The sequence below is a fragment of the Sanyastnella coralliicola genome, assembly GCF_030845195.1.
Taxonomy (GTDB): Bacteria; Bacteroidota; Bacteroidia; order Flavobacteriales_D; family Sanyastnellaceae; genus Sanyastnella; species Sanyastnella coralliicola.
Genome location: NZ_CP132543.1, coordinates 1,127,464 through 1,148,880, shown reverse-complemented (window position 1 = coordinate 1,148,880; position 21,417 = coordinate 1,127,464). Strand labels below are relative to the sequence as shown.

Here is a 21,417-nt window from a genome sequence, read left to right as displayed (position 1 = left end):
TGCAGTTGCCCTATTGAGCAGCGACAGGTTGAAGATGACCTTTGTGTCAAACATTCAACCAATGAAAAATCTAATTACGATCTGCCTATTGATCTCGCCCTTCCTAGGACTCTCCCAATTTCAATTTACGGGTGGTCCAGTGAATACCAATGGCGTATCAAAAGCCGTCTGGGCTTCAGGTGAAACCGCATTTATTGGTTTCAATGAGAAACTAATGCGGACAACCGATGGCGGTGCTACTTGGGAACACCTTACCAATGGTATTCCAGAACTCTGTGATCCACGTACAATTACCATCTCTGAAGGTCATCTTATCGTCGGCACAAACGACGGGCAACGTGTCTACATGTCAGATGATTGGGGGGATACCTTTGATAATGGAAGTCAGACATTAAGCTCCATCTTGATTCCTACACATGCCATAGGAGGTACCGGGATTGAGATGATTGGAGGAACTCTCCATGCACCTCATCGATTTGATCAGGGAACATGGACTGAAGCTGAAGCCGGTGGTTCTCTCACGCATGGGTTGGACTTGGTTGCGGAAAATGAAATTTGGCAATGCGCTGGAAGCGTGGTGAGTGGGGTCACCAAATACTCAACAGATCTCGGCGAAACATGGACAACCCTCGCAACTGAACCACAAGTAGATATTGGCGGTGGAATTCTATTTTCTGCCATCGGACAAGGTTTTGCGAAAGTGGGTGATCGCATTTTACTTGGTACGAACATCGTAGGTTTTCCTGTCATCTATTCTGATGACAATGGGTTGAGCTGGACTTCTTCCGACTTAAGTTCTACGACTTATAGTGACTATGGACAACGCTTTATCAAGGTCAATGACGATCATCTCCTCACTACGAACCTTGATGGAATATGGAAATCAACAGATCAAGGTGCTAGCTGGACGTTGATTCGTTCTTTGGGTCAAATCAATTCAATGGCCATCTTCAATGATGACCATCTGCTAGTGTCAACCGAAAACGGTGTCTGTGAATTTGCTGATTACGGTGAAGGCGATCTTGTTTCAAAACCAGGTGAGGCTGCCACAACATCCAACCTAGTTCAGTACGACGGTCTTTTATTGGCTACAGGTGGAAGCGCTTTAATGGGCTTTGACCCGATTACCTACTCCTGGGAAACACTCGCCGATGCTGAATCAACAGGATTCGAAATTGGAAATGAATACGTCGCCGTTATTGGTGATTCGACATTTATCTGTGGAGCAAACATTCTTTCGAGTCTGAATGGCAGCTACGATTTTCAACCAAGGATGTCGAACGAATTCGGAGGTCAGCAACCGAATTTCATTACTGAATCAGACAACCTCAAAATCATTTGCAGTCGCAGCTTCAATATTGCGCAAGGACCTAAAGTTTGGGTTTCTGAGGACAACGGGAATTCGTATGCTGAAGCCACATGGACTAACAATGTCACTTTCGGTCTCGGCGGTGTGATTGACAACCATATCGAAAACATCCTTAGTCTCGATGGTACGCTGTACGCTGATATGAATGCTGGGTACGCCATCTCAACAGATAATGGTTCTACATGGACATTCTATGGAGACATGAATTCAAACAACATGCTCACTGTTCATGATAGTTTCGTATATCGCTATTTACTCGGTGGTTTCTTCCAAGATGAAAAGTCACTTACTCGTTCACAGAATGGAATCGATTGGGAAGACGTATCCACAACCGGGTTAACGTCTGAAAACGACTATCAAGGAATTTGGTCGTTGAACGGTAACCTTTATACCTACAATGATTTCAACACTCCTTTCGGTCTGTACCAATGGAACGAACAGGCTTCAACATGGGAGCAGCTCATTGGTACGGTCGGACCTAACTACCCATTCCTTGATCAACTCTATCAGTTCGATGGAGCTTTCTACGGACTGTGGTTTAATGGTGGCGTCTGGACGGTCAGTGGAGAACCTGACAATGTTCTCGAATACGAGTTGGAAGCGACGATTTACCCCAATCCTGCTGCAGATCAGCTCACTATTCAAACAAGCTCAACTCCTGAACAGATCATCATTTTCGATCAACATGGTCGAATCATCTCAACGCACTACAACATCTCTCAACTAGATGTTTCAGCCCTCTCAACTGGCATCTATTATGTGCGAATAAGCCTCGATAACCAAGAGGTAATCAAGCGGTTGATCATCAACTAAACTTAACAAAGAATGGCGGGCATTGTCCCGCCATTTCTTTTGTTGATACCGAGTATTGAGTACCTTCCCTTCGTGCGCGCTCTGCTGTCCATATGGCTAATCTTCGCAGCGTTGTGTTCCCATGCTGGGGAAACCAACATTACTCCTCCACAATGCATCATGGAAGGAGACTCTGCGGTGATACCGCTCAAGATGGCTGGCAGCCTGCTCATCATTGAAGCCACCGTTGATGGCATCGATGGCAATTTCATTCTAGATACTGGAGCCCCTTACCTTGTACTCAATTCTACTTACTTCCGTGACTATATCAGCGCTGAAGACCGCGTGGTCACCGGTGTTGGAGGTCAATATGACCTCGCCTACCGTTCTCGAGTAAAGAATCTCGGACTTGATCAAATCAGCTACAAGGGTGTAGATGTCGACTTGACAGACCTTGGGGCATTAGAAGAAAAAAGAGGCATTCAAATCCACGGACTTTTTGGGCTCAACCTGTTAACACCATATCTAGTCAAGCTCGATGTGAGAAACCGTGTCTTAGTTCTGTACAAGAAGAATCAAGATAGACCGAAGGCAGACATCAAGATAGACATGGAATCGACCCGTGAGGCCATCTTTATGGATCTAAAAGTCTCAGGTGTTTCCTCGGTCTTTTCCATTGATACAGGTGCCGAGGTTTCTGTGTTGAACACGGACATTCCAGCGGAGTTATTGAGTGACATCTCCATCAGAAAGCGCAGTCTTTTAACTAGTTCGACTGGAAGCGAAGTCGAGGTCCTTCTGGGAAGTTTCAAGAGATGTGAGATCCAAGGAAAAGAATTTAGAGGGATGCCATTGATCATCACCAACCTTGAAGTGATGGGAGAATCATACCGAAGGTCGATTGACGGAATGCTCGGGATCTCTCTGCTAGTCAGAGGTGTGACCTATTTTGATTTTGAAAACCAGTCGTTTGAAATGTACCTTTATGATTAGGATGATGCGCGACATATTGACCATACTCGCCGTGTTAGCCGGAACCATTTCCGCGCTAGCGCAAAAAGACACCCTCGAATTAAACTTCGAAGGCAGCGATATCGTGGTCAAACTGAACAACAGCATCAGCGAAGCCGCCCTCGACAGCTTGCTTTGCAGCTACGGTACGTGCATGTCTGAAATGGATTCACTTTGGAACTCCTCAGACAAGGTCACTCCACTCGGTTGGTTACTCGAAGACTACGGTGGCGAATTCATTCAACTCAGAAAGCCGATTACTTCTCTTTCTGGAAGCATATCTCAAGAAGAAGTTTCTACCCTTGAAGAAGCTGGAGCCGAAGCCGTTGAACAAGCACGTTTTGGAGCCAACCGCTTGAAATTCCCTTTAAGCGTTTTCGAAATCGAAAATGGAACCACCTTCGTCCTTGATGGCTACAAGAACGCCAAGGAAGTCTACCTCGCCGGAAGCTTCAATAAATGGGATCCGAAAGCAGACCTGATGACCAAAACCTCTGAAGGATGGGAATTGACGAAAGTTTTGGCAGAAGGAAAGCACCTTTACAAATTCGTCGTTGACGGTAAGTGGGTTGATGACCCTTCCAACAAGCAAACGCAAGATGATGGCCACTGGGGTAACAACAGTGTTTACTTCAAAACGAACCACCGCTTCTACCTCGAGGGTTATCAAAAGGCCCGAAAAGTATTCCTCAGCGGAAGTTTTAACTGGTGGCAAGAGCGTGATGTGCGCATGCAAAAAGACGCCACAGGATGGTATGTTGATGTGTACTTGGAAGACGGTAATTATGAATACCGTTTCATCGTGGATGGCGATTGGATTTCAGATCCGGCGAACCCAAACCAGCATCCGAATGAATATGGCGAGTACAATTCAGTCCTCTCCATCGGCACTCCTACAATGTTCCGCTTAGACGGTTACAGCGAAGCAACGAAGGTTCTACTCACAGGTACCTTCAACAATTGGGATGAAGAACGTCTCACGATGACAAGATCGGGGAATGGATGGGAAATTGATTACGTCCTCGCCCCTGGCAACTATGAGTACAAATTCATCGTTGATGGCACATGGATTCTAGATCCTGCGAATAAAGTAGTGAATGGTGCTGATGAGTATCGTAATTCATTGATCGCTATCGCTCCGAACGCGCATTTTGCGCTTCCTGGTTTCGCTAACGCGGAACATGTCTATCTCTCAGGATCCTTCAACGGCTGGAGCACCACCGGCTATCAAATGGACCGACGCAACAATGAATGGGTCATTGACCTCAACCTCCATCCAGGCAAATACACCTACAAATTCATCGTCGACGGTGAATGGATGACTGACCCTAACAACCAACTCTTCGAAAACAATGAATTCGGAGAATACAATTCGGTGTACTGGGTAGAGTAAGGTAATGGGTGCTGAGGTCTAATCGGAAGATTGTTAGTTGTTGGTCTTTAGTTTTTGGTTCCAAATCGTCCAAAAAAATAACCAATAACCAATTGTCGCCTTCCGCGATCCACGTTCCACATTCCACATTCCACCGCGCTCCGCAACCCGCGTTCCGCAATCCGCAATCCGCGTTCCACCATCCACCGTCCACCGTCCACCGTCCACCAATAAGTACTATCTTTAACCAAACCCACGACAATGAAACATCTAGCTGCCTTTTTCATTTTCTGCTTCTCGTCCGCTGCCTTGTTAGCCCAAGACTATTATCCTGGGTATACCAAAGGACAACCAACGCGTGCTTGGAAGACTGCTTCGGCAGTAGTGGATCTTGGGATTGATTGGGATAATTACGGCAGCATGTCTTTTGACCGTATGATGCAGTTTGCGAAGAATCCTACGGCCATGAAACGAGATCTAGGCATGTTCTCAGAACATATCACAGCTGAGACCGCCGGAGCTTTCATTAGCGTGCGTGCCACATGGAATCCACTCAACAAGAAAACGCGCGAATACAACGAAAATCAGGAGCTTCAGCTGGGTATGCGCTTAGTATCTCCGAAAGAAGCCATGGTAACTTACCAGAGTCAAGAACTCGATTCATCGATCGTCTTTTGCAACCTCCACGGCGAAATCAACCTCGACGCAGCGTACATTTTTAAAGGAACTTGGGGAGATAACTGGTTATGGCACATCGGCGGAGGTTTCTCAGCTGGATGGAGCACAGGCAACGAAATGATCATCCTTTCAGGAAGGTACTACGACCCTGAGTTGCACCCAACAACGCAAGAAGCCATGGAAGAAGAACGCTTCGCTGCTCGCAATGTCTACTACTCTCGCCTTAGCATCCCTTACGGCATCGCCTACCGCGTAGGCGAAAATGGCTACTTCGGACTTTCATTCCGTAGAAACATCGGCCTCCAATTCATCCAAGGACAAGACGCCACAGTAGTCGCAAACTCCGGAAGTTTCGGCCTCAGCTACCGCTACGAATTGTAGAAAAAGAGAGTCCAAATCTAAAGTTCAAGCTAAACCGCGATCCGCAATCCGCGATCCGCAATCCTCCCACATGCAACCTTTATTTTTTTCATGGTCAATAAGAGTGAAGTCCAAAATCACTTGCCATGAAAAGCACACTCAGCTTACTTATTTTTTCTCTTCTATTTTTCGCTAGCGCGGAAGCCCAACTTGCTACGCAACGCGTATCAGGAAGCCTCAAAGATCTTGACACCCAACTTCCGATCGTGGGTGCGAACATCTTTGTTCCGAACTCTGATCCATTCATTGGAACCAACTCTGACCTTGATGGGAACTTTTCCTTTGAGGCTCCTATCGGTCGTATTGACTTGAAAATTTCTGCCATCGGCTACGAAGATGTGGTCATGCCTAATATGCTCGTCACTGCTGGTCGTGAAGTACTCCTCAACCTTGAAATGACCGAATCGGTGATCCAAATGGAAGCCGCTGAGATTACCGCAAAAGAATCTCCAACCGAAGTATCTAATGATATGGCTACGGTGAGTTCTCGAACTTTCTCAGTGGAAGAAACGAGCAGATACGCCGGAAGCTTCAATGACCCAGCCCGAATGGTTGCTGGTTTCGCTGGAGTGACCTCAGATCCTGAAGGAAACAATGACATTGTTGTTCGAGGAAACAGTCCGAAAGGAATTCAATGGCGCCTGGAGGGCATTGAAATTCCCAATCCAAACCACTTCAGCGATGAAGGATCAACAGGTGGGCCGATCAACGCCCTAAACAGTGATCTACTTGCGAATTCAGACTTCTACAGCGGTGCTTTCGCTCCTGAATTTGGAAATGCATTTTCTGGGTTATTCGATATCAAACTGCGAAACGGAAATCCGAATCAGCGTCAATATTCTGTGGGAATCGGAGTACTCGGTACCGATGTGACGATGGAAGGTCCGTTGAATGTGGGGAATAACGCCTCATACCTCTTCAACTACCGTTACTCATCGCTAGCCATGCTTGATGCTGCGGGAATCGTAGACTTTCAAGGGGTACCGAAGTATCAGGATGCGGCATTCAAAGTGAATGTTCCAACCAAAAATGCCGGAGTCTTTACCACCTTCGGATTGATGGGGAGAAGTAAGATCAACGAACAACTTTACCTCGACGAAGAAGAAACAGTGCTGGAGACAGACAACGACTACAATTCTGGATTGACGGTTATTGGTGCTACGCATACCATTCCATTGGGAGAAAAGAGCTACCTCAAAAGCAGCATGACCTTCTCTGAAAACCACAGTGGATTCATCAGCGACGAACGCGACTCATTAGGTACCTTCTATCTTGATGACGATGGTGAGATTCGTAAATCAACTGTGCGAGGTGCCACTACATACAACCACAAATTCAATGCGCGAAACAAGCTCCGTACCGGGGTAATCTACTCTCAGCACTTCTACTCATTGAACCTCTCATACATCGACGAAGATATTTGGGAGCGCGTGACAACGCTTGATCGCTCAGGTGAAGCAGGAGTCTTCCAAGGATTCGCGAGCTGGCAATACCGAATGACTCAAGATGTTTCATTTACCGGAGGTGTACACGTCCTTTCATACCTGCCGAACAGCACATACTATATTGAGCCACGCCTCGGTATGAAATGGAAGGTGAATGAGCTGAACACCATTACGGCTGGGTTCGGAGTGCACAGTAAAACCGAGTCGATCACAAACTACCAAGCCATCGACGTCGATGATTTTGGAAATGAATTCCAGCCCAACACCGAGCTTGAACTTCCAAAGGCTCGTCACTACGTACTCGGGTATGAGCGTCAGATCGCCCCTCTCCTCTTCGCTCGTGCCGAGGTATACTACCAAGATCTGTACGATATCCCGGTGGAGAATGATCCAACAAGTTCATACAGCCTGATCAATAGTAATGAGTGGTTTACAACACGTGACCTCGTCAACTCAGGAACAGGAGAAAACTACGGAGTAGAGTTCACCCTTGAACGCTTTTTTGATAAAGGCATGTTCTTCATGGTAACAGGATCACTGTATGAAAGCAAATATGTAGCTCTTGACGGAGTGAAGCGCAACAGCCGCTACAACGGTAACTACGCAACCAACGCCATCATCGGCAAAGAATTCCCAGTAGGAGATCCAGCCAAGAAACGTGTCCTCGCATTCAACGGTCGATTCAGCCTCATCGGCGGACGACGCACCACCCCAATCGATCTCGAAGCCTCTCGCTTGGAAGGCGAAAGCGTGTACTCAGACGATGTCTACAGCAAAAAGCTAGACGACATTTTCATTGGAAACATCGCCATCAGCCTACGCCGTGATCGTCCAAACAGCACCCACGAACTCAAAATGGACGTTCAGAACTTCACCAACAACCAAGCCCGCCTTCGTGAATACTACGACGAAGAAACTGGCGGCCTCGCGTACGATTACCAATTGTCATTATTACCTGTCCTCTCTTACCGTATCACTTTCTGATAAACCGATTTAAACGATCAGGGCAAGGAGAACCCGAAGCACCGGTGCTTAAGGAACACCGTGAATGGTGCTTCGGGTTACTTTTTTTAAAGGCCTAGGGCTTAAGGCATATGGCGTAAGTTGGTTTGGTCATATAGGATAAAACTTAAGCCTTAAGCCATAAGCCATAGGCCTGAATCCTATATTGCACCATGGAATTCAAGCAGCTCGACGTTAGCTACCTCGACGACCTGGTAGCCTTGGCGGAATTACTTAATCCGAACTTGAAAGAATCTGTGCTTCGGGAGAGGCAGCGGGATATGTTCAACTATGAAGCATACCGATGCTTTGGTCTTTTCGAAAACGATGAACTCATTGCTATTTCTGCGGGATGGTTGACCGTTCGTTGGTATAGCGGGAAACAACTAGAGGTCGATAATGTGGTCGTTGACCCGAGAATGCGTTCGAAGGGGATTGGCTCTAAACTCTTTGAGCACATCCATCAATGGGCGAAAGAAAATGACTGCTTGACAGTGGAGTTGAACGCCTATGTCACTAATCCTAGAGCGCATAAGTTCTATTACAACGAAGGCTACAAAGTACTAGGATTCCATTTTCAGAAAGAAATGGAGTGATCTTGGTGCGTGGTGCGTGGTGCGTGGTGCGTGGTGCGTGGTGCGTGGTGCGAAAGTCGAGATAAACTTCATTCCATTACCAGCATCCTAATTCAACATGCAACCGTCAACCGTCAACCGTCAACCGTCAACCAATAAGTAAAATCTATTCCGCTCTAGTTCCACTTCCAACCTACGTTCGTTAAGTTTGCGAACCAAACCGATCGTCAATGACTACGATTAAAAAGCCAGTGCTAGCCTACGATACTGAAGGAGTAAGCAACGAGACCCTGCTAGACCTGTATGACAAGATCATCTTGCCACGTTTGATTGAGGAAAAAATGCTCAGTCAATTGCGTCAGGGGAAGATCTCAAAATGGTTCAGTGGAATGGGGCAGGAAGCCATTTCAGTGGGAGTAGCTGCCGCACTTGACAAGGATGAATTCATCCTTCCAATGCACCGAAATCTAGGGATCTTCACTACACGTGAAGTGCCGTTGACACGCCTCTTTGCCCAATTCCAAGGGAAAGAAGCTGGCTTCACGAACGGTCGAGATCGTAGTTTCCACTTTGGTACTATTGAGCATAACATCGTGGGAATGATTTCTCACCTCGGTCCTCAGCTGGGGATTGCAGATGGCATAGCCTTGGCGAACAAGTTGGGCAAAGACGAAAAAGCCACCTTCGTATTCACTGGAGACGGTGGAGCTTCTGAAGGTGATTTCCATGAGGCATTGAACGTTGCTGCGGTTTGGCAACTCCCCGTGATTATCGGAATTGAGAATAATAAGTGGGGACTTTCTACCCCTTCAAACGAGCAGTTCCGTTTTGAGAGCTTCACTCAGAAGGCCGTTGGATACGGCATCCCTGAGGAAGACGCTATTCAAGTGGATGGTAATAACATCATTGAAGTCTTCAAAACAGTACAACGCGCTGCTGAATCCATTCGCAAGAACCCTCGTCCAATCATGATTGAATTCATGACCTTCCGTATCCGCGGACACGAGGAGGCTTCTGGTACGAAATACTACCCTGAAGGGATTATCGATGAATGGAGCACAAAAGATCCAGTTGAAAATTTCGAAGCGTTCCTTATCGAGAAAGGCATTCTCAACGACGAACAAATCGAAGCGAAGCGCAAAGAAGTAAAAGACCGCATCAACAAGGAATTGAAAGAGGCCTTGGCCTTGCCTACCATTCCTGTGAGCACAGATAGAGAACTAGGTGACATCTACGTTGATGGTACACCAGCAGCCACAGCTCCAGCTGGTGAAACGAAAGAAATGCGTTTCATTGATGCTATCCAAGACGGTCTCCGTCATTCAATGGAGAAGCACGATAAGCTAGTACTTATGGGACAAGACATCGCTGAATACGGTGGTGTGTTTAAAGTGACCGAAGGCTTCGTTGATCAGTTCGGAAAAGAACGCGTTCGTAATACGCCACTTTGTGAAAGTGCCATCGTTGGTTCTGCCCTTGGGCTGTCAATCAAAGGATGGAAAGGAATGATGGAAATGCAATTCGCTGATTTCGTTACCTGCGGATTCAACCAGATCGTAAACAACCTCGCTAAACTGCACTACCGCTGGGGCCAAAATGCCGACGTTGTAGTACGCATGCCAACAGGTGCTGGCGTAGCGGCTGGTCCATTCCACAGCCAGAGCAATGAAGCTTGGTTCTTCAAAGTTCCTGGTCTGAAGATCGCCTACCCTGCTTTCCCGGAAGATGCGAAAGGATTATTGACACGGGCCTTCGAAGATCCGAACCCAGTCATCTTCTTTGAGCACAAGGCTCTTTACCGAAGCATCTCTGCGGAAGTACCGGTAGATTATTATAGCCTCCCCTATGGCAAAGCGGCGACTGTTCGCGAAGGAAGTGATTTGACTATTGTCACCTACGGTATGGGTGTTCATTGGGCTATCGCCGAAGCGGATAAGTCTGATGCTTCGATTGAAGTCATTGACCTGAGAACGCTGTCTCCACTTGACGAAGAAACCATCTTCCAAAGTGTTAGAAAGACCGGAAGGGCGCTCGTTCTTCACGAAGACACCCTTACCGGTGGTATTGGTGGAGAGTTAAGTGCGTTGATCACAGAAAACTGCTTCCAACACCTTGATGCTCCTGTTACGCGTTGCGCAAGTTTGGATACCCCTGTTCCTTTTGCAGCAGACCTAGAGAACAACTTCTTAGCCTCTGATCGCCTTGGATCGAAGATTCAAGCGCTCTTGGATTACTAATCCACAGCAACGTAGTTCGGAGTGACCTCTGGCAACGGAGGCATGATGATGATGTAGTCATTGTTTCGCAGCAGATACTTCAGCTGATACGTCATCGTGCGCTCGCGATTCACCCACATCTTTTTGATCGGTCGAAGGTCAATCAACACCCATTCATCGAGTTGTCCTTGGGCGAGTAGCGGTGTCATATTGCGCACCCAGTCGCTTTCGTAGGTTAAGTTGTCGCCAATTTCACCCGTTTCTTCATCGAGATAGTAACGCGTGGCAAAAGTGACATTGAGGTCGTTAGTTCCGTTCATATTCGCCAATTCGTGAACCATGTTTCCTAGCTCGTAACAGCTATTTCCTGTAAAACCTCGTGCAGTATGCATCGCTCCCATCTTAATGAAGACCTTAGGTTCGCGCTGACGTGTACATTGGTAATATTCTCTAAAGTGCTCCTTCATGAGCGCGGCTCTCCCTTCTAAGTTCTCCATAAGGTCTCCCTTCCAGTCGCGGTAAATCTCACTGCTTCTGAGAATCTCGTCTACACGGTCTTCACCGTTGCACGACTTCTTCGCTAGCTTATTCATCAACTTGATCAAACGTTCATCAGCCAATAGTTGATTGTAGACCTCATTCTCGTCGTCTTCCGCATTGTTGATGTAAAACTGTTTGATTCGTTCGCGTGCTGCCTCATACTCTGAAAGCAGGTCATTTGGCTGGTAGGCACTTTGCCACAACTCATCAAATAAGAACAAGAAGCCACCAAGGTATTCTTGATCAAGTCCCCAAATGTCAAAGCCTTCATCTAATGCCGTTTCGAAGAAGGCTGCATCTTCTTTTCCGCTGAAGAACGGAATGGGTTGTCTTCCTGTTAAGGCTAATTGATCAGAGTAGAAACCGTGAAGCGCTTCTTCAATGTTCTTCTCTTTGCCTAATTCTGTGAGTTTTTCTGCTGAGTATGGCCCCACTTCAACAGCGAAGTGATCGTAATCAGCATCAGCTAAGATGGGCAGTAGAACTTCGGTGAGGTTAGAAATCCCTGAGTCGTAGTGATACTCTCCTAAGAGAAAGAACTGAGACTCTTGAATCTCTGAAATCAAGATGTCTGCTCCCTCGCCTTTCAGCTTGCCATTTTCAAGGTTGAAGGTATGTACGTAGGGAGCGATATCAGCGATGGATACCGTGTCAGGGCGTTGCGCAAGGCAAGAAAGAGCAACGAAGGTTCCGAATAGAATTGATGTTATGCGTTTCATGTGTGAAAGATTTTGAGCAAATCTTGCCCATGAAATCAGGCCCTGCAGGAATTAGTGACGAATCGCTTCTATTCAAGGACTAACATGAAAAAGCGCAGCGTTCCGCGCTAGCGAAACGTTCGTCCTTAAAAACAACACCTTCGTCCAAAATTTCCGTTCTTCGGGAAACGTCGAACTACTTTCGCTACATGAAGATCCCTTCTCGCATATATCATTTGTTGGTTTGGCTGGCCGTGCTGCTGTATTACATGATCGAAGAGATCATCAACAATTCGCTTGATCTGCACAGTCTTCTACTGAATTTCACCCACATTCTCGCACATGCAAGCGCCTTCTACGTCTTCTACCCACACGTTTGGAAACGTGTTGTTCCGCGCAGGCAATGGGGCTACTTGATTGTGGGATTGTTAGCCGGTGTTGGTGTTTTCATTCTCAGCCGTGTCATTCTTCAAGAAGTCATCGTAGAAGCCATTACAGGAAGAGGAAACTACCGCTACCCATGGACGGTGGGTTATATCTTGGATAACATGTTTCGTCCCATTCCTACCATCCTCGCTAGTTTGATTGTTTGGTTGGTTGGCCGTCAAAATGAGATGAAGCGCAACGAGGCTATTCTTGGTCAAGAAAAGGCTAACGCCGAATTGGCATTTCTTAGAGGGCAAGTGAATCCGCATTTCCTATTCAATACATTGGGCTTCATACATAGCAAAGTCTACGCTGTTGATCCTGAAACGGCGGCGATGACGGAAGAGCTTTCATCTATCTTGAGAAAGGCCTTTACTTCTGCGAAAGAAGGACAGAATACGCTCAAAGAGGAGTTACAGATCATTCAAGACCTGTACAGTATTATGCAGAAGCGCTTTCCAAATGAGTGTTATGTAGATATGGAAGTTCAAGCCAATGAAGCGATCATGGTGGAACCCTTGCTGCTCATGCCATTGGCAGAAAATATGTTCAAGCATGGCGACCTACGGTCCGAGGACGATCCTGGTATAATCCGCATCGTGGAACAAAACAGCAAGCTTCATATCTTCCTTCGAAACAAGATTATGCACGGCATTCCTCACGAAGGAACCGGCATCGGATTGGATAATACACGCAAACGCCTAGACCTTGTCTACGGCGAAAACTACACGATGGAAGCCGGTGAAGAAGGACACTATTTTGAAGTTAATCTAGAGATCGATCTATGAAGCCACTGCGATGCTTAGCCGTTGACGATGAGTCACATGCGATTGAATTACTTCAATTGTATGCTCAGAAATGCGACATGGTTGACATGGTAGCTGCTACCAGTGATCCATGGGAAGCACGGAGGATTCTAGAAGGCGGGGAGATTGACTTGGTCTTCCTTGATATTCAAATGCCTGAGCTCACAGGCCTACAATTACTCGATTTGGCCGAGGGGCAGTTCAAAGTGATTATCACCAGCGCTTACACTGAATACGCCATTGAAGGTTACCGATACGCTGTTTCTGATTACCTCCTGAAGCCATTTTCTTATGATCGTTTTGAAGAAGCTGTTCGTCGTGTCGCTAGCGCGGAATCGCTCACTCCTTCAAAAGAGGCACCCCAGCACTTGCTCGTCAAAGGTGACTCTAAGAACAGCTACGAAAAAGTGGTCTTTGAAGAACTCCTATATGTAGAAGCCTTGAAGAACTACTTACGGTTCTACACCGCTGACCAGAAGGTGATGACTTTGATGACCATGAGCGAATTGGAGACGAAGCTCCCTTCCAACTTCATTCGAGTGCATCGATCGTACATTGTGAACCTCGATAAGGTTGACAAAATTGAAGGCAACAGTTTAACCTTAGCAGGCAAGAATTTCCCGATTGGAAAAACACATCGAGAAGAAGTTTTTAGACGTCTCGGACTGTAATTGAATACCTTCACGGATTCAATCTTTCGCGCCATGTCATCCTATACCTACGAAGAAGAATTCAAGAAAGCAGACTTTACCTCTACCCTACTAGCGAAGAGAGAGTACGAAGCATGTACCTTTCAGAATTGTCGCTTCAACGAGGCTGACATTTCAGAGATGAAATTCATCGAATGCACCTTCATTGAATGTGATTTGAGCAATGCGAAGGTGGCTAAAAGCCTTTTCCAAGAGGTTGAATTCAGTGCATGCAAATTAGTAGGTATTCAGTGGGAACATTGCAACGACTTCGGGTTCTCCATTCAATTCAACAACAGCCAGTTAGACTTGGCCACCTTCTATCAAATGAAGTTGAATCGCTGCTCTTTTGTGAACTGCCAAATGGAAGGAGTTGATCTTGCAGAAACTTCCTTGGAGGGAGCGCGATTAAGTCATTGCAAACTCACCAACGCCATATTCGATCAAACAAACCTTCAACGAACTGACCTTCGTGGTTCATCGGGTTTCAATATCGATCCAGAGCACAACAAGATCAAGGGTGCTCAATTCTCCTACCCTGAAGTATTGACCCTCCTTGATAAATACGGGTTGAAGATCGAACAAGGGTAGCGAACACTTGATGCCATAGGTGGTTACATACCCATGGCGGGTATTAAAACTGAGAATTTCATTCAAGTTGAATGCACTTCACAAGAAGCGTTACGCAACTGGCTACTAGAGCATCATCAGCAAGAAGAAGCCATCTGGCTCGTGACCTACAAAAAGCAGGAGATTGAGAAATACGTTTCTAGAGAAGAAGTCCTCGACGAATTGATTGCCTTTGGTTGGATTGATGGGATTCGCAGAAAGCTAGACGAAACCAAAACCATGCAGCTAATTTCTCCTCGTAGAAAACAACACTGGGCCAAGTCATATAAAGAACGTGCTGCTCGCCTTATCGAAGTAGGGAGCATGCATGAATCTGGAATGCAATCCATACAACGCTCAAAAGCCGATGGACTCTGGAATTTCATGGACGACGTAGACAATCTCGTAGTGCCCGATGATCTCCGCAAAGCACTCCAAACATACGATACCGCAGAAGCCTTCTTTGAGCAAATCAATGATTCAAGTAAACGCTTTGTTCTCCGTTGGGTTAAGCTTGCCAAGACAGACAAAACCCGTCAAAAGCGCATTCAAGAACTAGCGCTGCTATCTTCACGAGGCGAAAAACTGAAAGGAAGCTAAATCCCGTCAAAGCTCCCATTATGGGATAAAATGCTCCAAAAAGGGCCTAAACATTAGGATTTTAGGCTTAAAACCCCTATTTTCAGTTCACTAGCAGAATCTCCTCCTTATGTCTACTAATAGAACTGAATTGAAACGTGCAGTACACGTCATCATGAACGATGTCGTGGAACAGTGTTTTCATCACATGGTGCACCATCCACATCTCAGTGACCCACTGAATCATATTATCAAAGACGCTTCCGAGGAGATTAATTACCAGGTAATCAAAATTGATGCACACAGCTATAATCCGGATTCTCCAGAGCTACAGCGTTATTACCATGGGATTTCGAAAGATCTGCAACGAAAGAGCCTCGAACTTCTCTCCCGTCTTCAGAAGATTCAGCAGAACGTCTAGACTAAAGGTAATTCTTCAATACTTCCGCATTGATCTGGCTATGTGACGTATCGTAAACAGCCATTCCATCTTTCACCACAATCATCTGTGGCGATTCATGATGCACCGCTAATTCCTTGGCAATACGATTTGAAAGATCTCGGTGACGGATCAAGTCTAAGAAGTAAGGTTCAATTTGTCCTGACTCATAACCATATTGCTGTTCGAACACACGCAGGGCGAATGAGCTTACTGAACAACGGGTGCTATGTTTAAATAGAACCACCGGAAGTTCGTGAGAACGCTGGATCGCTTGATCAAGGTCGCGATCGCTTTCGAGATGTTGCCACTGGATTGACGCCATGTAATGCCTGTTTTTACTAGCTTTGCAGCCCAAAATTACGCAAAGAATGGATACAAGGATCATCAAGGGTGTATTCGCCCTCGCAGCCATCGCATATACAGTTCAACTTTTCGCTACCGGCCACTGGGGTTCTGGTATTGGAATGATCTTCGTTTCTGCCATTGCCGTTCTCGCCGTGCTACGCAGCATTCGCATGATCTTCGTCTTCTTCAACTTGCAGCAACAAAAGCTTGACAAGGCGAAAAAATGGATTGATCGCATCAACCCAAATCACCTCTGGAAACGTCAACAAGCTTACTACTTCTTCCTCCGTGGTAGCACAAAAATGGAAACCAACTTGAACGACGCAGAGAAAGATCTCAAGAACGCACTCAAGATTGGATTGAAAAAAGACCACGACCGCGGCGCGGTAAAACTCAACTTAGCAGCCATCGCCTCAGCCAAAGGCCGTCGTAAAGAAGGTCTCCTTCTCCTCGCGGAAGCCAAGAAACTCGACACCAAAGGATACTTGAAGAACGACATCAAGCAAATCGAAAAAGCGATCAAGAATCCGAAGCAGGTATTCCGCAGCAGATAGGCTCCGTCGGCTAAAGGGCTAACGGCGAAATGGCAAAATGCTTTGTTTTTCAATAGGCGTTAGGCGTTAGGCTATAGGCGTTAGTGCGACACCGTTATAGTTTATCGATTATAGATTATGGATTAGAGTCCCTCGACCCTCGACCCGAGAAGCGTCTCGTTCAGATTCCGTATATTTACGTCAACCTAATTTCTTGTCCTATGCGTCGCCTATTGCTTTTGGGCGTAGCGCTGCTGACTGTCATTTGTGTCCACGCCCAACACGGATTGCGCCTGCAGAACAGCTACTTCCTGACTGGTCTACCCCTCTTCGGAGCTGGATATGAATATGAGAACAACTCTTCGTTCACGTATGGACTTCATGTAGAATTCGGACGATACGCGTACCATCAACAAGACATGATCAACACCGCCTGGGAATCATACAGCGTTCAAGGTGTTGCTTTACTTCCTGAGGTACGTTTTTACCCTTGGCATGATAACCAAGAGTCCGTGCATCGAGGGGTCTTCATTGCCGGTTTTGGACATGCACGTCGACTGAAAGAATACCTTATGGAAGACCCAAGCGTGGGAGCTGAATTACGCAAGGGATATTCGATTGGAGGTGGCCTAGCTGCTGGATACCGCACTGCCTGTGGAGATACCCCGCTATACGTTGAGGTACTCGGAGGTTTTGGTCGCGCCAGTGCCTCTTTCAATACGCCTTCGGTGTACAATGAAGCCCGTCAGCGTGCTGGTGATTATGACAGCACCACAAATCTTTACCGATTCGAACTCGCCATCGGTTATCGATTCTAACCTACATGTGAGGGAAGCACCCCTATGTACGTATTCCTTGCATTTCTTCTACTGTATATTCTAGCCTTTGGCTTCACCTTCATGTATCTGTTTCTCTACATCAGGGATGCTAGGAACAAGGGAGGTGTAAAAAAAGGCATCATCAATTGGATAGGCCTCATCGCATTCATCCTCCTCGGACTCATTCTTCTGAAATACCTCTCCTTTGCGTTGGTGTATTTCATCCCTCTTGCCCTCATCTTCATCCTCCTCCGAAAACCAAAGACCTAAAAAACCACAATCCACATTCCGCGATCCGCAATCCGCATTCCGCAATCCGCGATCCGAAATCCGCATTCCACATTCCACATTCCACGATCCACGTTCCACGCCATAAATACGTAGCTTTGCAAAGAAGTTTAGAAGCAGAACATTCATGAACATTTACAAGTTCCGTGTCATCATTGATACTGAAGACGATGTCTTCCGTGATATTGAGATCGAAACCAACGATACTTTCGAGAGCTTTCACGAAGCCATCCTAAGTGCATTTGATTTCGAAGAAGGTGAGATGGCGTCGTTCTACATGAGTGATGACCAGTGGGAAAGAGGCGAAGAAATCACGTTGATGGATATGGGCGGAGGCGTCGCTGAAGAAGCGCAACCTTCGGCCATTAAATCCATGAAGACGGTGAGCTTGGAAAGCATGATCAACTCCCCTGCTGAGAAGATCATTTATGTCTATGATTTCCTGAGAATGTGGTGCTTCTACATCGAGTTGGTTGCCGTTAAAAAGGCTGCCCCAAGTACCATCTATCCTAAGGTATCTCTTGTATACGGTGATGCTCCTGCCCAGGACTCAAAAGAAATGGATTTGTTTGGCGGACTAGATCTCGGATTTGAAGATGATAGCAAGCCAGAGAAAACAGGAGATCCTGAACTCGATGCATACCTCGACGATCTTGACGGAGGCGATGATGATAACTTCACTAGTCTAGACGATCTCGACAAGGACCTTTACTAATGTCAAGGCCGCTGTTGATCGTTCTCGCTGGTCCTACTGCGATCGGTAAAACAGCTGCGGCTATTCGATTGGCGCAACACTTTGATGCTGAGATTGTCTCAGCCGATTCTCGTCAATTCTACAAGGAGCTTTCCATAGGCACAGCGAAGCAAACACCTGAAGAGCGCGCCCAAGCTGTCCATCACTTTGTAGACTTCTTAAGCATCGAAGATGAATACAGCGCTGGAGATTTCGAACGTGATGTCATTGAGTTCCTCGATCAGTACTTCAAAGAAAAATCGGTAGCGATTCTAACCGGTGGAAGCGGTCTTTACATCAAAGCCATTACCAAAGGTTTTGACGAACTCCCAAGTGACCTGCTCATTCGTGCTTCTTTGATTAAGAAGTTCGAAGAAAAAGGTATTGAGCCTCTTCAAGAAGAACTCAAAGCACTTGATCCTGAGCACTACGCTGCTATGGACATCCACAACCCTCAGCGTCTAATGCGGGCCTTGGAAGTGTGTAAGGCTTCTGGTCAGAAGTATTCTGATCTCCGCCTCACGGCGGGAAAAGAGCGCGCCTTTGATGTGCTGTATGTCGGCCTAACTGCCGAAAGAGAAGTCATTTACGACCGCATCAATCAACGAGTTGACCTAATGATGGAAGCCGGTTTGGAAGCAGAGGCCAAGGCGGTATTTCCACAAAGAGATCGCAATGCCTTGAACACCGTGGGCTATAAAGAGTTATTCCAATACTTCGACGGTGAGTTAGACAAGGAAACGGCCGTCGAAAAGATCAAACAACACACGAGAAACTTCGCCAAACGCCAAATGACCTGGTTCCGCAAAAACACGGATATTCAGTGGTTCGATTTCCGCGCTAGCGAAGAAATGATCAGTTGGATTGAAGATGCCATCACGAAAAGACAAGAAGCGTAACGTATGCAGTTAATGGATCACTTTGATGAACAGGTGGTCAAGGATCTGGAATTTGACCTGATCCGCATCATGCTGCACGATCATTGCATCAATGAAACTGCCCAACTTCGTGCGGCAGAACTCACCCCGCTCAAAGACAAAAAGAGCATCATCAAAGCGTTGGAAGAAACGCGCGAGTTCCAGATTCTAAGAACGGAAGGACATAGTTTCCCAGGCATCGACTATACAGAGATGCATCGCGAAATCAAGATGCTGAAGATCCGCGATAGCGTTTTGGAAGAGACAGCCTTTACTTTCATTCGAGATGCATCAGACCTAGTCAATCGCATGATCTACTTCTTCGATACCAAAGAAGAAGAATTCCCTCGATTGTGGGCACTATATGATAGTGTCTACTACACCAAGGATATCATTGAACCGATTGATCAAGTCTTTGATAATCGTGGTAAGATTCGCGACGACGCCTCCTCTGGACTCCAGAAGATTCGCCAAGAGATGACTTCGGTCCGTAGAAAGATCAATCGTAACTTCAACAAGGTCCTTAAAGACCTCACAGACAAAGGATTCCTTTCTGACACACGAGAAGGGTTTATCAGCGACCGACGGGTACTTGCTGTTCAGAGTACGCACAAGAGAAAGATTCCTGGTGCGGCCATGGGTACTTCGAAGACAGGTAATGTGACCTACATCGAACCCTCTTCGAATGTGCCGCTCAACCACGAGTTCGAGATGTTGTTGGATGATGAGCGACGTGAGATTCGCAAGATCTTGATGGAGCTAACGCGCAACGTTCGTCGTTTCCTGCCTTTGATTGAAGCATACAATGAACTCTTGATTGAGCTTGATTTCATCAACGCCCGCACTAAGTTAGCGCTGGATATGGATGCCCATCTTCCGGGCGTATCAGATGAACAAGAGATTGAGTTGATCAAAGCATACCACCCAGTTCTCTTACTCTCGAACAAAGAAGCAGGCATTGAAACACACCCTCAATCTTTGCGCCTTGACCGATTCTCGAGGATGCTCGTCATCTCTGGACCCAATGCAGGAGGAAAGAGTATCACGTTGAAAATGTGTGGCTTGCTTCAGCTGATGCTTCAGAGTGGACTGTTGATTCCGGCTGACCCGAACAGCAAAATGAGCATCTTCCATTCGGTTCTTACAGACATTGGTGACAATCAAAGCATTGAAAACCAATTGAGCACCTACAGCTACCGCTTGAACCGCATGAAGCACTTCTTGAACGTAACGAACCGTCGCACCCTCCTTCTTCTTGATGAATTTGGTACAGGATCTGATCCAGAATTGGGAGGTGCCTTGGCTGAAGTATTCTTTGAGTCGCTGTATCAACGCAAGTGCTTCGGTGTGATTACCACCCACTACGCCAACATTAAGTTGAAGGCGGCGCAGTTGAAGAACGCTATGAACGGCTCGATGCTGTTCGACAAAGAAACCTTGAATCCAATCTTTAAGTTGGATATAGGCCAACCAGGAAGCTCGTTCACCTTTGAGGTGGCAGAGATCAATGGCATCGACAAAGAGCTCATTGAAGACGCTAAAAGTCGCTTAGATGACCGAAAGGTGAAGATGGATAAGCTGATCGCTGACCTTCAAACCGAGAAGTCTGAATATAACAAGCTAACCATGCGCACGCTCAAGGCGGAAACGGACGCGAAGAAAGCTAAGCAGCGCTTTGAGGACAAGCTCCGTAAATACGAAGAGCGACTCGCTGCCCAACAAGAGATCATCGACAAAAACAATGATCTTCTTAACCGTGGTCGTAAGCTAAACCAATTCGTTGATCGCTTTAAGACTGCCAATATCAAAGGCAAGAAGAAGCCGGACAATCGCGCGCTCCTAGAAGATGTGACAAAGTACCTGACCGTAGAAAAGTCCCGTATTGAAGAAGCGCATCGTGCGGCAGAGTTGAAGCGGAAGGCAGAGGAAAAGAAGAACCCGAAAAAGCCGAAACCGCATCAGGAGAATATTAAGGTGGGTTCAACTGTTCGCTTGATCAAAGGAGGTAAGAAACGAGGGACTGTTCTCGAGATCAATGGTTCCAAAGTAACGGTAGCCTTTGGGAACTTCAAGACGATTGTTGAGCTGACCAACTTGGCCTTTGTAAAGTAGCC

20 protein-coding genes are annotated in these 21,417 nt (G+C 46.6%); 18 read left to right on the top strand and 2 right to left on the bottom strand.

The genetic code is table 11. From position 1 onward, the window contains the following. Positions 1-61 precede the first annotated feature (61 nt). From RA156_RS04825 to RA156_RS04795, 7 genes are all read left to right on the top strand, one after another. Positions 62-2,182, top strand: a complete 2,121-nt coding sequence (locus RA156_RS04825) for a T9SS type A sorting domain-containing protein (protein WP_306643286.1) — start codon at positions 62-64, stop codon at positions 2,180-2,182. A gap of 72 nt (positions 2,183-2,254) precedes the next feature. After that, a complete protein-coding gene (locus tag RA156_RS04820) occupies positions 2,255-3,154 on the top strand; it encodes an aspartyl protease family protein (RefSeq protein ID WP_306643284.1) in 900 nt (299 codons plus the stop codon). A 1-nt stretch (position 3,155) separates the two neighbouring features. Continuing rightward, entirely contained in the window at positions 3,156-4,565 is a 1,410-nt protein-coding gene (locus RA156_RS04815; protein WP_306643282.1) for an early set domain-containing protein, read from the top strand. Between the two features lie 240 nt (positions 4,566-4,805). Continuing rightward, on the top strand, positions 4,806-5,603 hold the full coding sequence (locus RA156_RS04810; RefSeq protein WP_306643280.1) for a hypothetical protein: 798 nt from the start codon (positions 4,806-4,808) through the stop codon (positions 5,601-5,603). 125 nt (positions 5,604-5,728) lie between these two features. After that, positions 5,729-8,071 carry a TonB-dependent receptor gene (locus RA156_RS04805; RefSeq protein WP_306643278.1) on the top strand — a complete coding sequence of 781 codons (2,343 nt, stop codon included), beginning with the start codon at positions 5,729-5,731 and terminating at the stop codon, positions 8,069-8,071. Between the two features lie 191 nt (positions 8,072-8,262). Further along, positions 8,263-8,685, top strand: a complete 423-nt coding sequence (locus RA156_RS04800) for a GNAT family N-acetyltransferase (RefSeq protein ID WP_306643276.1) — start codon at positions 8,263-8,265, stop codon at positions 8,683-8,685. A gap of 209 nt (positions 8,686-8,894) precedes the next feature. After that, a complete protein-coding gene (locus RA156_RS04795) occupies positions 8,895-10,901 on the top strand; it encodes an alpha-ketoacid dehydrogenase subunit alpha/beta (RefSeq protein ID WP_306643274.1) in 2,007 nt (668 codons plus the stop codon). On the opposite strand, the gene RA156_RS04790 is transcribed toward RA156_RS04795, so the two are convergent. Further along, complete coding sequence (locus RA156_RS04790) at positions 10,898-12,139, bottom strand: hypothetical protein (protein ID WP_306643272.1); 1,242 nt, start codon at positions 12,137-12,139, stop codon at positions 10,898-10,900. The two genes, RA156_RS04795 and RA156_RS04790, sit on opposite strands and share 4 nt — an antisense overlap. A 188-nt stretch (positions 12,140-12,327) precedes the next feature. Here RA156_RS04790 and RA156_RS04785 point away from each other — a divergent pair, with 188 nt between their 5' ends. From RA156_RS04785 to RA156_RS04765, 5 genes are all read left to right on the top strand, one after another. Continuing rightward, entirely contained in the window at positions 12,328-13,332 is a 1,005-nt protein-coding gene (locus RA156_RS04785; RefSeq protein WP_306643270.1) for a sensor histidine kinase, read from the top strand. Then, entirely contained in the window at positions 13,329-14,021 is a 693-nt protein-coding gene (locus tag RA156_RS04780; RefSeq protein WP_306643268.1) for a LytR/AlgR family response regulator transcription factor, read from the top strand. The genes RA156_RS04785 and RA156_RS04780 overlap by 4 nt, the downstream gene beginning before the upstream one ends. 33 nt (positions 14,022-14,054) lie before the next feature. Beyond that, positions 14,055-14,630: a pentapeptide repeat-containing protein gene (locus RA156_RS04775; RefSeq protein ID WP_306643266.1), complete on the top strand. Its 576-nt coding sequence runs from the start codon at positions 14,055-14,057 to the stop codon at positions 14,628-14,630. A gap of 33 nt (positions 14,631-14,663) precedes the next feature. Continuing rightward, positions 14,664-15,248 carry a YdeI/OmpD-associated family protein gene (locus RA156_RS04770; protein WP_306643265.1) on the top strand — a complete coding sequence of 195 codons (585 nt, stop codon included), beginning with the start codon at positions 14,664-14,666 and terminating at the stop codon, positions 15,246-15,248. A gap of 109 nt (positions 15,249-15,357) precedes the next feature. Then, positions 15,358-15,648, top strand: coding sequence for a hypothetical protein (locus RA156_RS04765; protein WP_306643264.1), 291 nt, complete (start codon positions 15,358-15,360; stop codon positions 15,646-15,648). 1 nt (position 15,649) lies between these two features. Here the strand turns inward: RA156_RS04765 and ytxJ are convergent, their stop codons facing one another. After that, positions 15,650-15,991, bottom strand: a complete 342-nt coding sequence (gene ytxJ / locus RA156_RS04760) for a bacillithiol system redox-active protein YtxJ (RefSeq protein WP_306643263.1) — start codon at positions 15,989-15,991, stop codon at positions 15,650-15,652. A gap of 46 nt (positions 15,992-16,037) precedes the next feature. On the opposite strand from ytxJ, the gene RA156_RS04755 reads away from it, so the two are divergent. From RA156_RS04755 to RA156_RS04730, 6 genes are all read left to right on the top strand, one after another. Beyond that, the gene (locus RA156_RS04755) at positions 16,038-16,568 is read left to right on the top strand and encodes a hypothetical protein (protein ID WP_306643262.1); all 531 of its coding nucleotides are present in this window, start codon (positions 16,038-16,040) and stop codon (positions 16,566-16,568) included. Between the two features lie 200 nt (positions 16,569-16,768). Continuing rightward, a complete protein-coding gene (locus tag RA156_RS04750) occupies positions 16,769-17,365 on the top strand; it encodes a DUF3575 domain-containing protein (protein ID WP_306643261.1) in 597 nt (198 codons plus the stop codon). Positions 17,366-17,446: 81 nt separating this feature from the next. Next, entirely contained in the window at positions 17,447-17,635 is a 189-nt protein-coding gene (locus tag RA156_RS04745) for a hypothetical protein (protein ID WP_306643260.1), read from the top strand. 145 nt (positions 17,636-17,780) lie between these two features. Further along, positions 17,781-18,368 (top strand): IS1096 element passenger TnpR family protein, encoded by a 588-nt coding sequence (locus RA156_RS04740; protein WP_306643259.1) that lies wholly within the window; start codon positions 17,781-17,783, stop codon positions 18,366-18,368. Continuing rightward, entirely contained in the window at positions 18,368-19,285 is a 918-nt protein-coding gene (gene miaA, locus RA156_RS04735) for a tRNA (adenosine(37)-N6)-dimethylallyltransferase MiaA (protein WP_306643258.1), read from the top strand. Before RA156_RS04740 ends, miaA begins: the two co-directional genes overlap by 1 nt. 12 nt (positions 19,286-19,297) lie before the next feature. Further along, a complete protein-coding gene (locus tag RA156_RS04730; protein ID WP_306643257.1) occupies positions 19,298-21,415 on the top strand; it encodes an endonuclease MutS2 in 2,118 nt (705 codons plus the stop codon). The last annotated feature ends 2 nt before the right edge of the window (positions 21,416-21,417 follow it).

What these genes read in the sequence shown, in the direction of transcription:
- RA156_RS04825 (WP_306643286.1), top strand. Translation starts at nt 62, where the DNA reads ATGAAAAATCTAATTACGATCTGCCTATTGATCTCGCCCTTCCTAGGA.
- RA156_RS04815 (WP_306643282.1), top strand. Translation starts at nt 3,156, where the DNA reads ATGATGCGCGACATATTGACCATACTCGCCGTGTTAGCCGGAACCATT.
- RA156_RS04810 (WP_306643280.1), top strand. Translation starts at nt 4,806, where the DNA reads ATGAAACATCTAGCTGCCTTTTTCATTTTCTGCTTCTCGTCCGCTGCC.
- RA156_RS04805 (WP_306643278.1), top strand. Translation starts at nt 5,729, where the DNA reads ATGAAAAGCACACTCAGCTTACTTATTTTTTCTCTTCTATTTTTCGCT.
- RA156_RS04800 (WP_306643276.1), top strand. Translation starts at nt 8,263, where the DNA reads ATGGAATTCAAGCAGCTCGACGTTAGCTACCTCGACGACCTGGTAGCC.
- RA156_RS04795 (WP_306643274.1), top strand. Translation starts at nt 8,895, where the DNA reads ATGACTACGATTAAAAAGCCAGTGCTAGCCTACGATACTGAAGGAGTA.
- RA156_RS04790 (WP_306643272.1), bottom strand. Translation starts at nt 12,139, where the DNA reads ATGAAACGCATAACATCAATTCTATTCGGAACCTTCGTTGCTCTTTCT.
- RA156_RS04785 (WP_306643270.1), top strand. Translation starts at nt 12,328, where the DNA reads ATGAAGATCCCTTCTCGCATATATCATTTGTTGGTTTGGCTGGCCGTG.
- RA156_RS04780 (WP_306643268.1), top strand. Translation starts at nt 13,329, where the DNA reads ATGAAGCCACTGCGATGCTTAGCCGTTGACGATGAGTCACATGCGATT.
- RA156_RS04775 (WP_306643266.1), top strand. Translation starts at nt 14,055, where the DNA reads ATGTCATCCTATACCTACGAAGAAGAATTCAAGAAAGCAGACTTTACC.
- RA156_RS04770 (WP_306643265.1), top strand. Translation starts at nt 14,664, where the DNA reads ATGGCGGGTATTAAAACTGAGAATTTCATTCAAGTTGAATGCACTTCA.
- RA156_RS04765 (WP_306643264.1), top strand. Translation starts at nt 15,358, where the DNA reads ATGTCTACTAATAGAACTGAATTGAAACGTGCAGTACACGTCATCATG.
- ytxJ (WP_306643263.1), bottom strand. Translation starts at nt 15,991, where the DNA reads ATGGCGTCAATCCAGTGGCAACATCTCGAAAGCGATCGCGACCTTGAT.
- RA156_RS04755 (WP_306643262.1), top strand. Translation starts at nt 16,038, where the DNA reads ATGGATACAAGGATCATCAAGGGTGTATTCGCCCTCGCAGCCATCGCA.
- RA156_RS04750 (WP_306643261.1), top strand. Translation starts at nt 16,769, where the DNA reads ATGCGTCGCCTATTGCTTTTGGGCGTAGCGCTGCTGACTGTCATTTGT.
- RA156_RS04745 (WP_306643260.1), top strand. Translation starts at nt 17,447, where the DNA reads ATGTATCTGTTTCTCTACATCAGGGATGCTAGGAACAAGGGAGGTGTA.
- RA156_RS04740 (WP_306643259.1), top strand. Translation starts at nt 17,781, where the DNA reads ATGAACATTTACAAGTTCCGTGTCATCATTGATACTGAAGACGATGTC.
- miaA (WP_306643258.1), top strand. Translation starts at nt 18,368, where the DNA reads ATGTCAAGGCCGCTGTTGATCGTTCTCGCTGGTCCTACTGCGATCGGT.
- RA156_RS04730 (WP_306643257.1), top strand. Translation starts at nt 19,298, where the DNA reads ATGGATCACTTTGATGAACAGGTGGTCAAGGATCTGGAATTTGACCTG.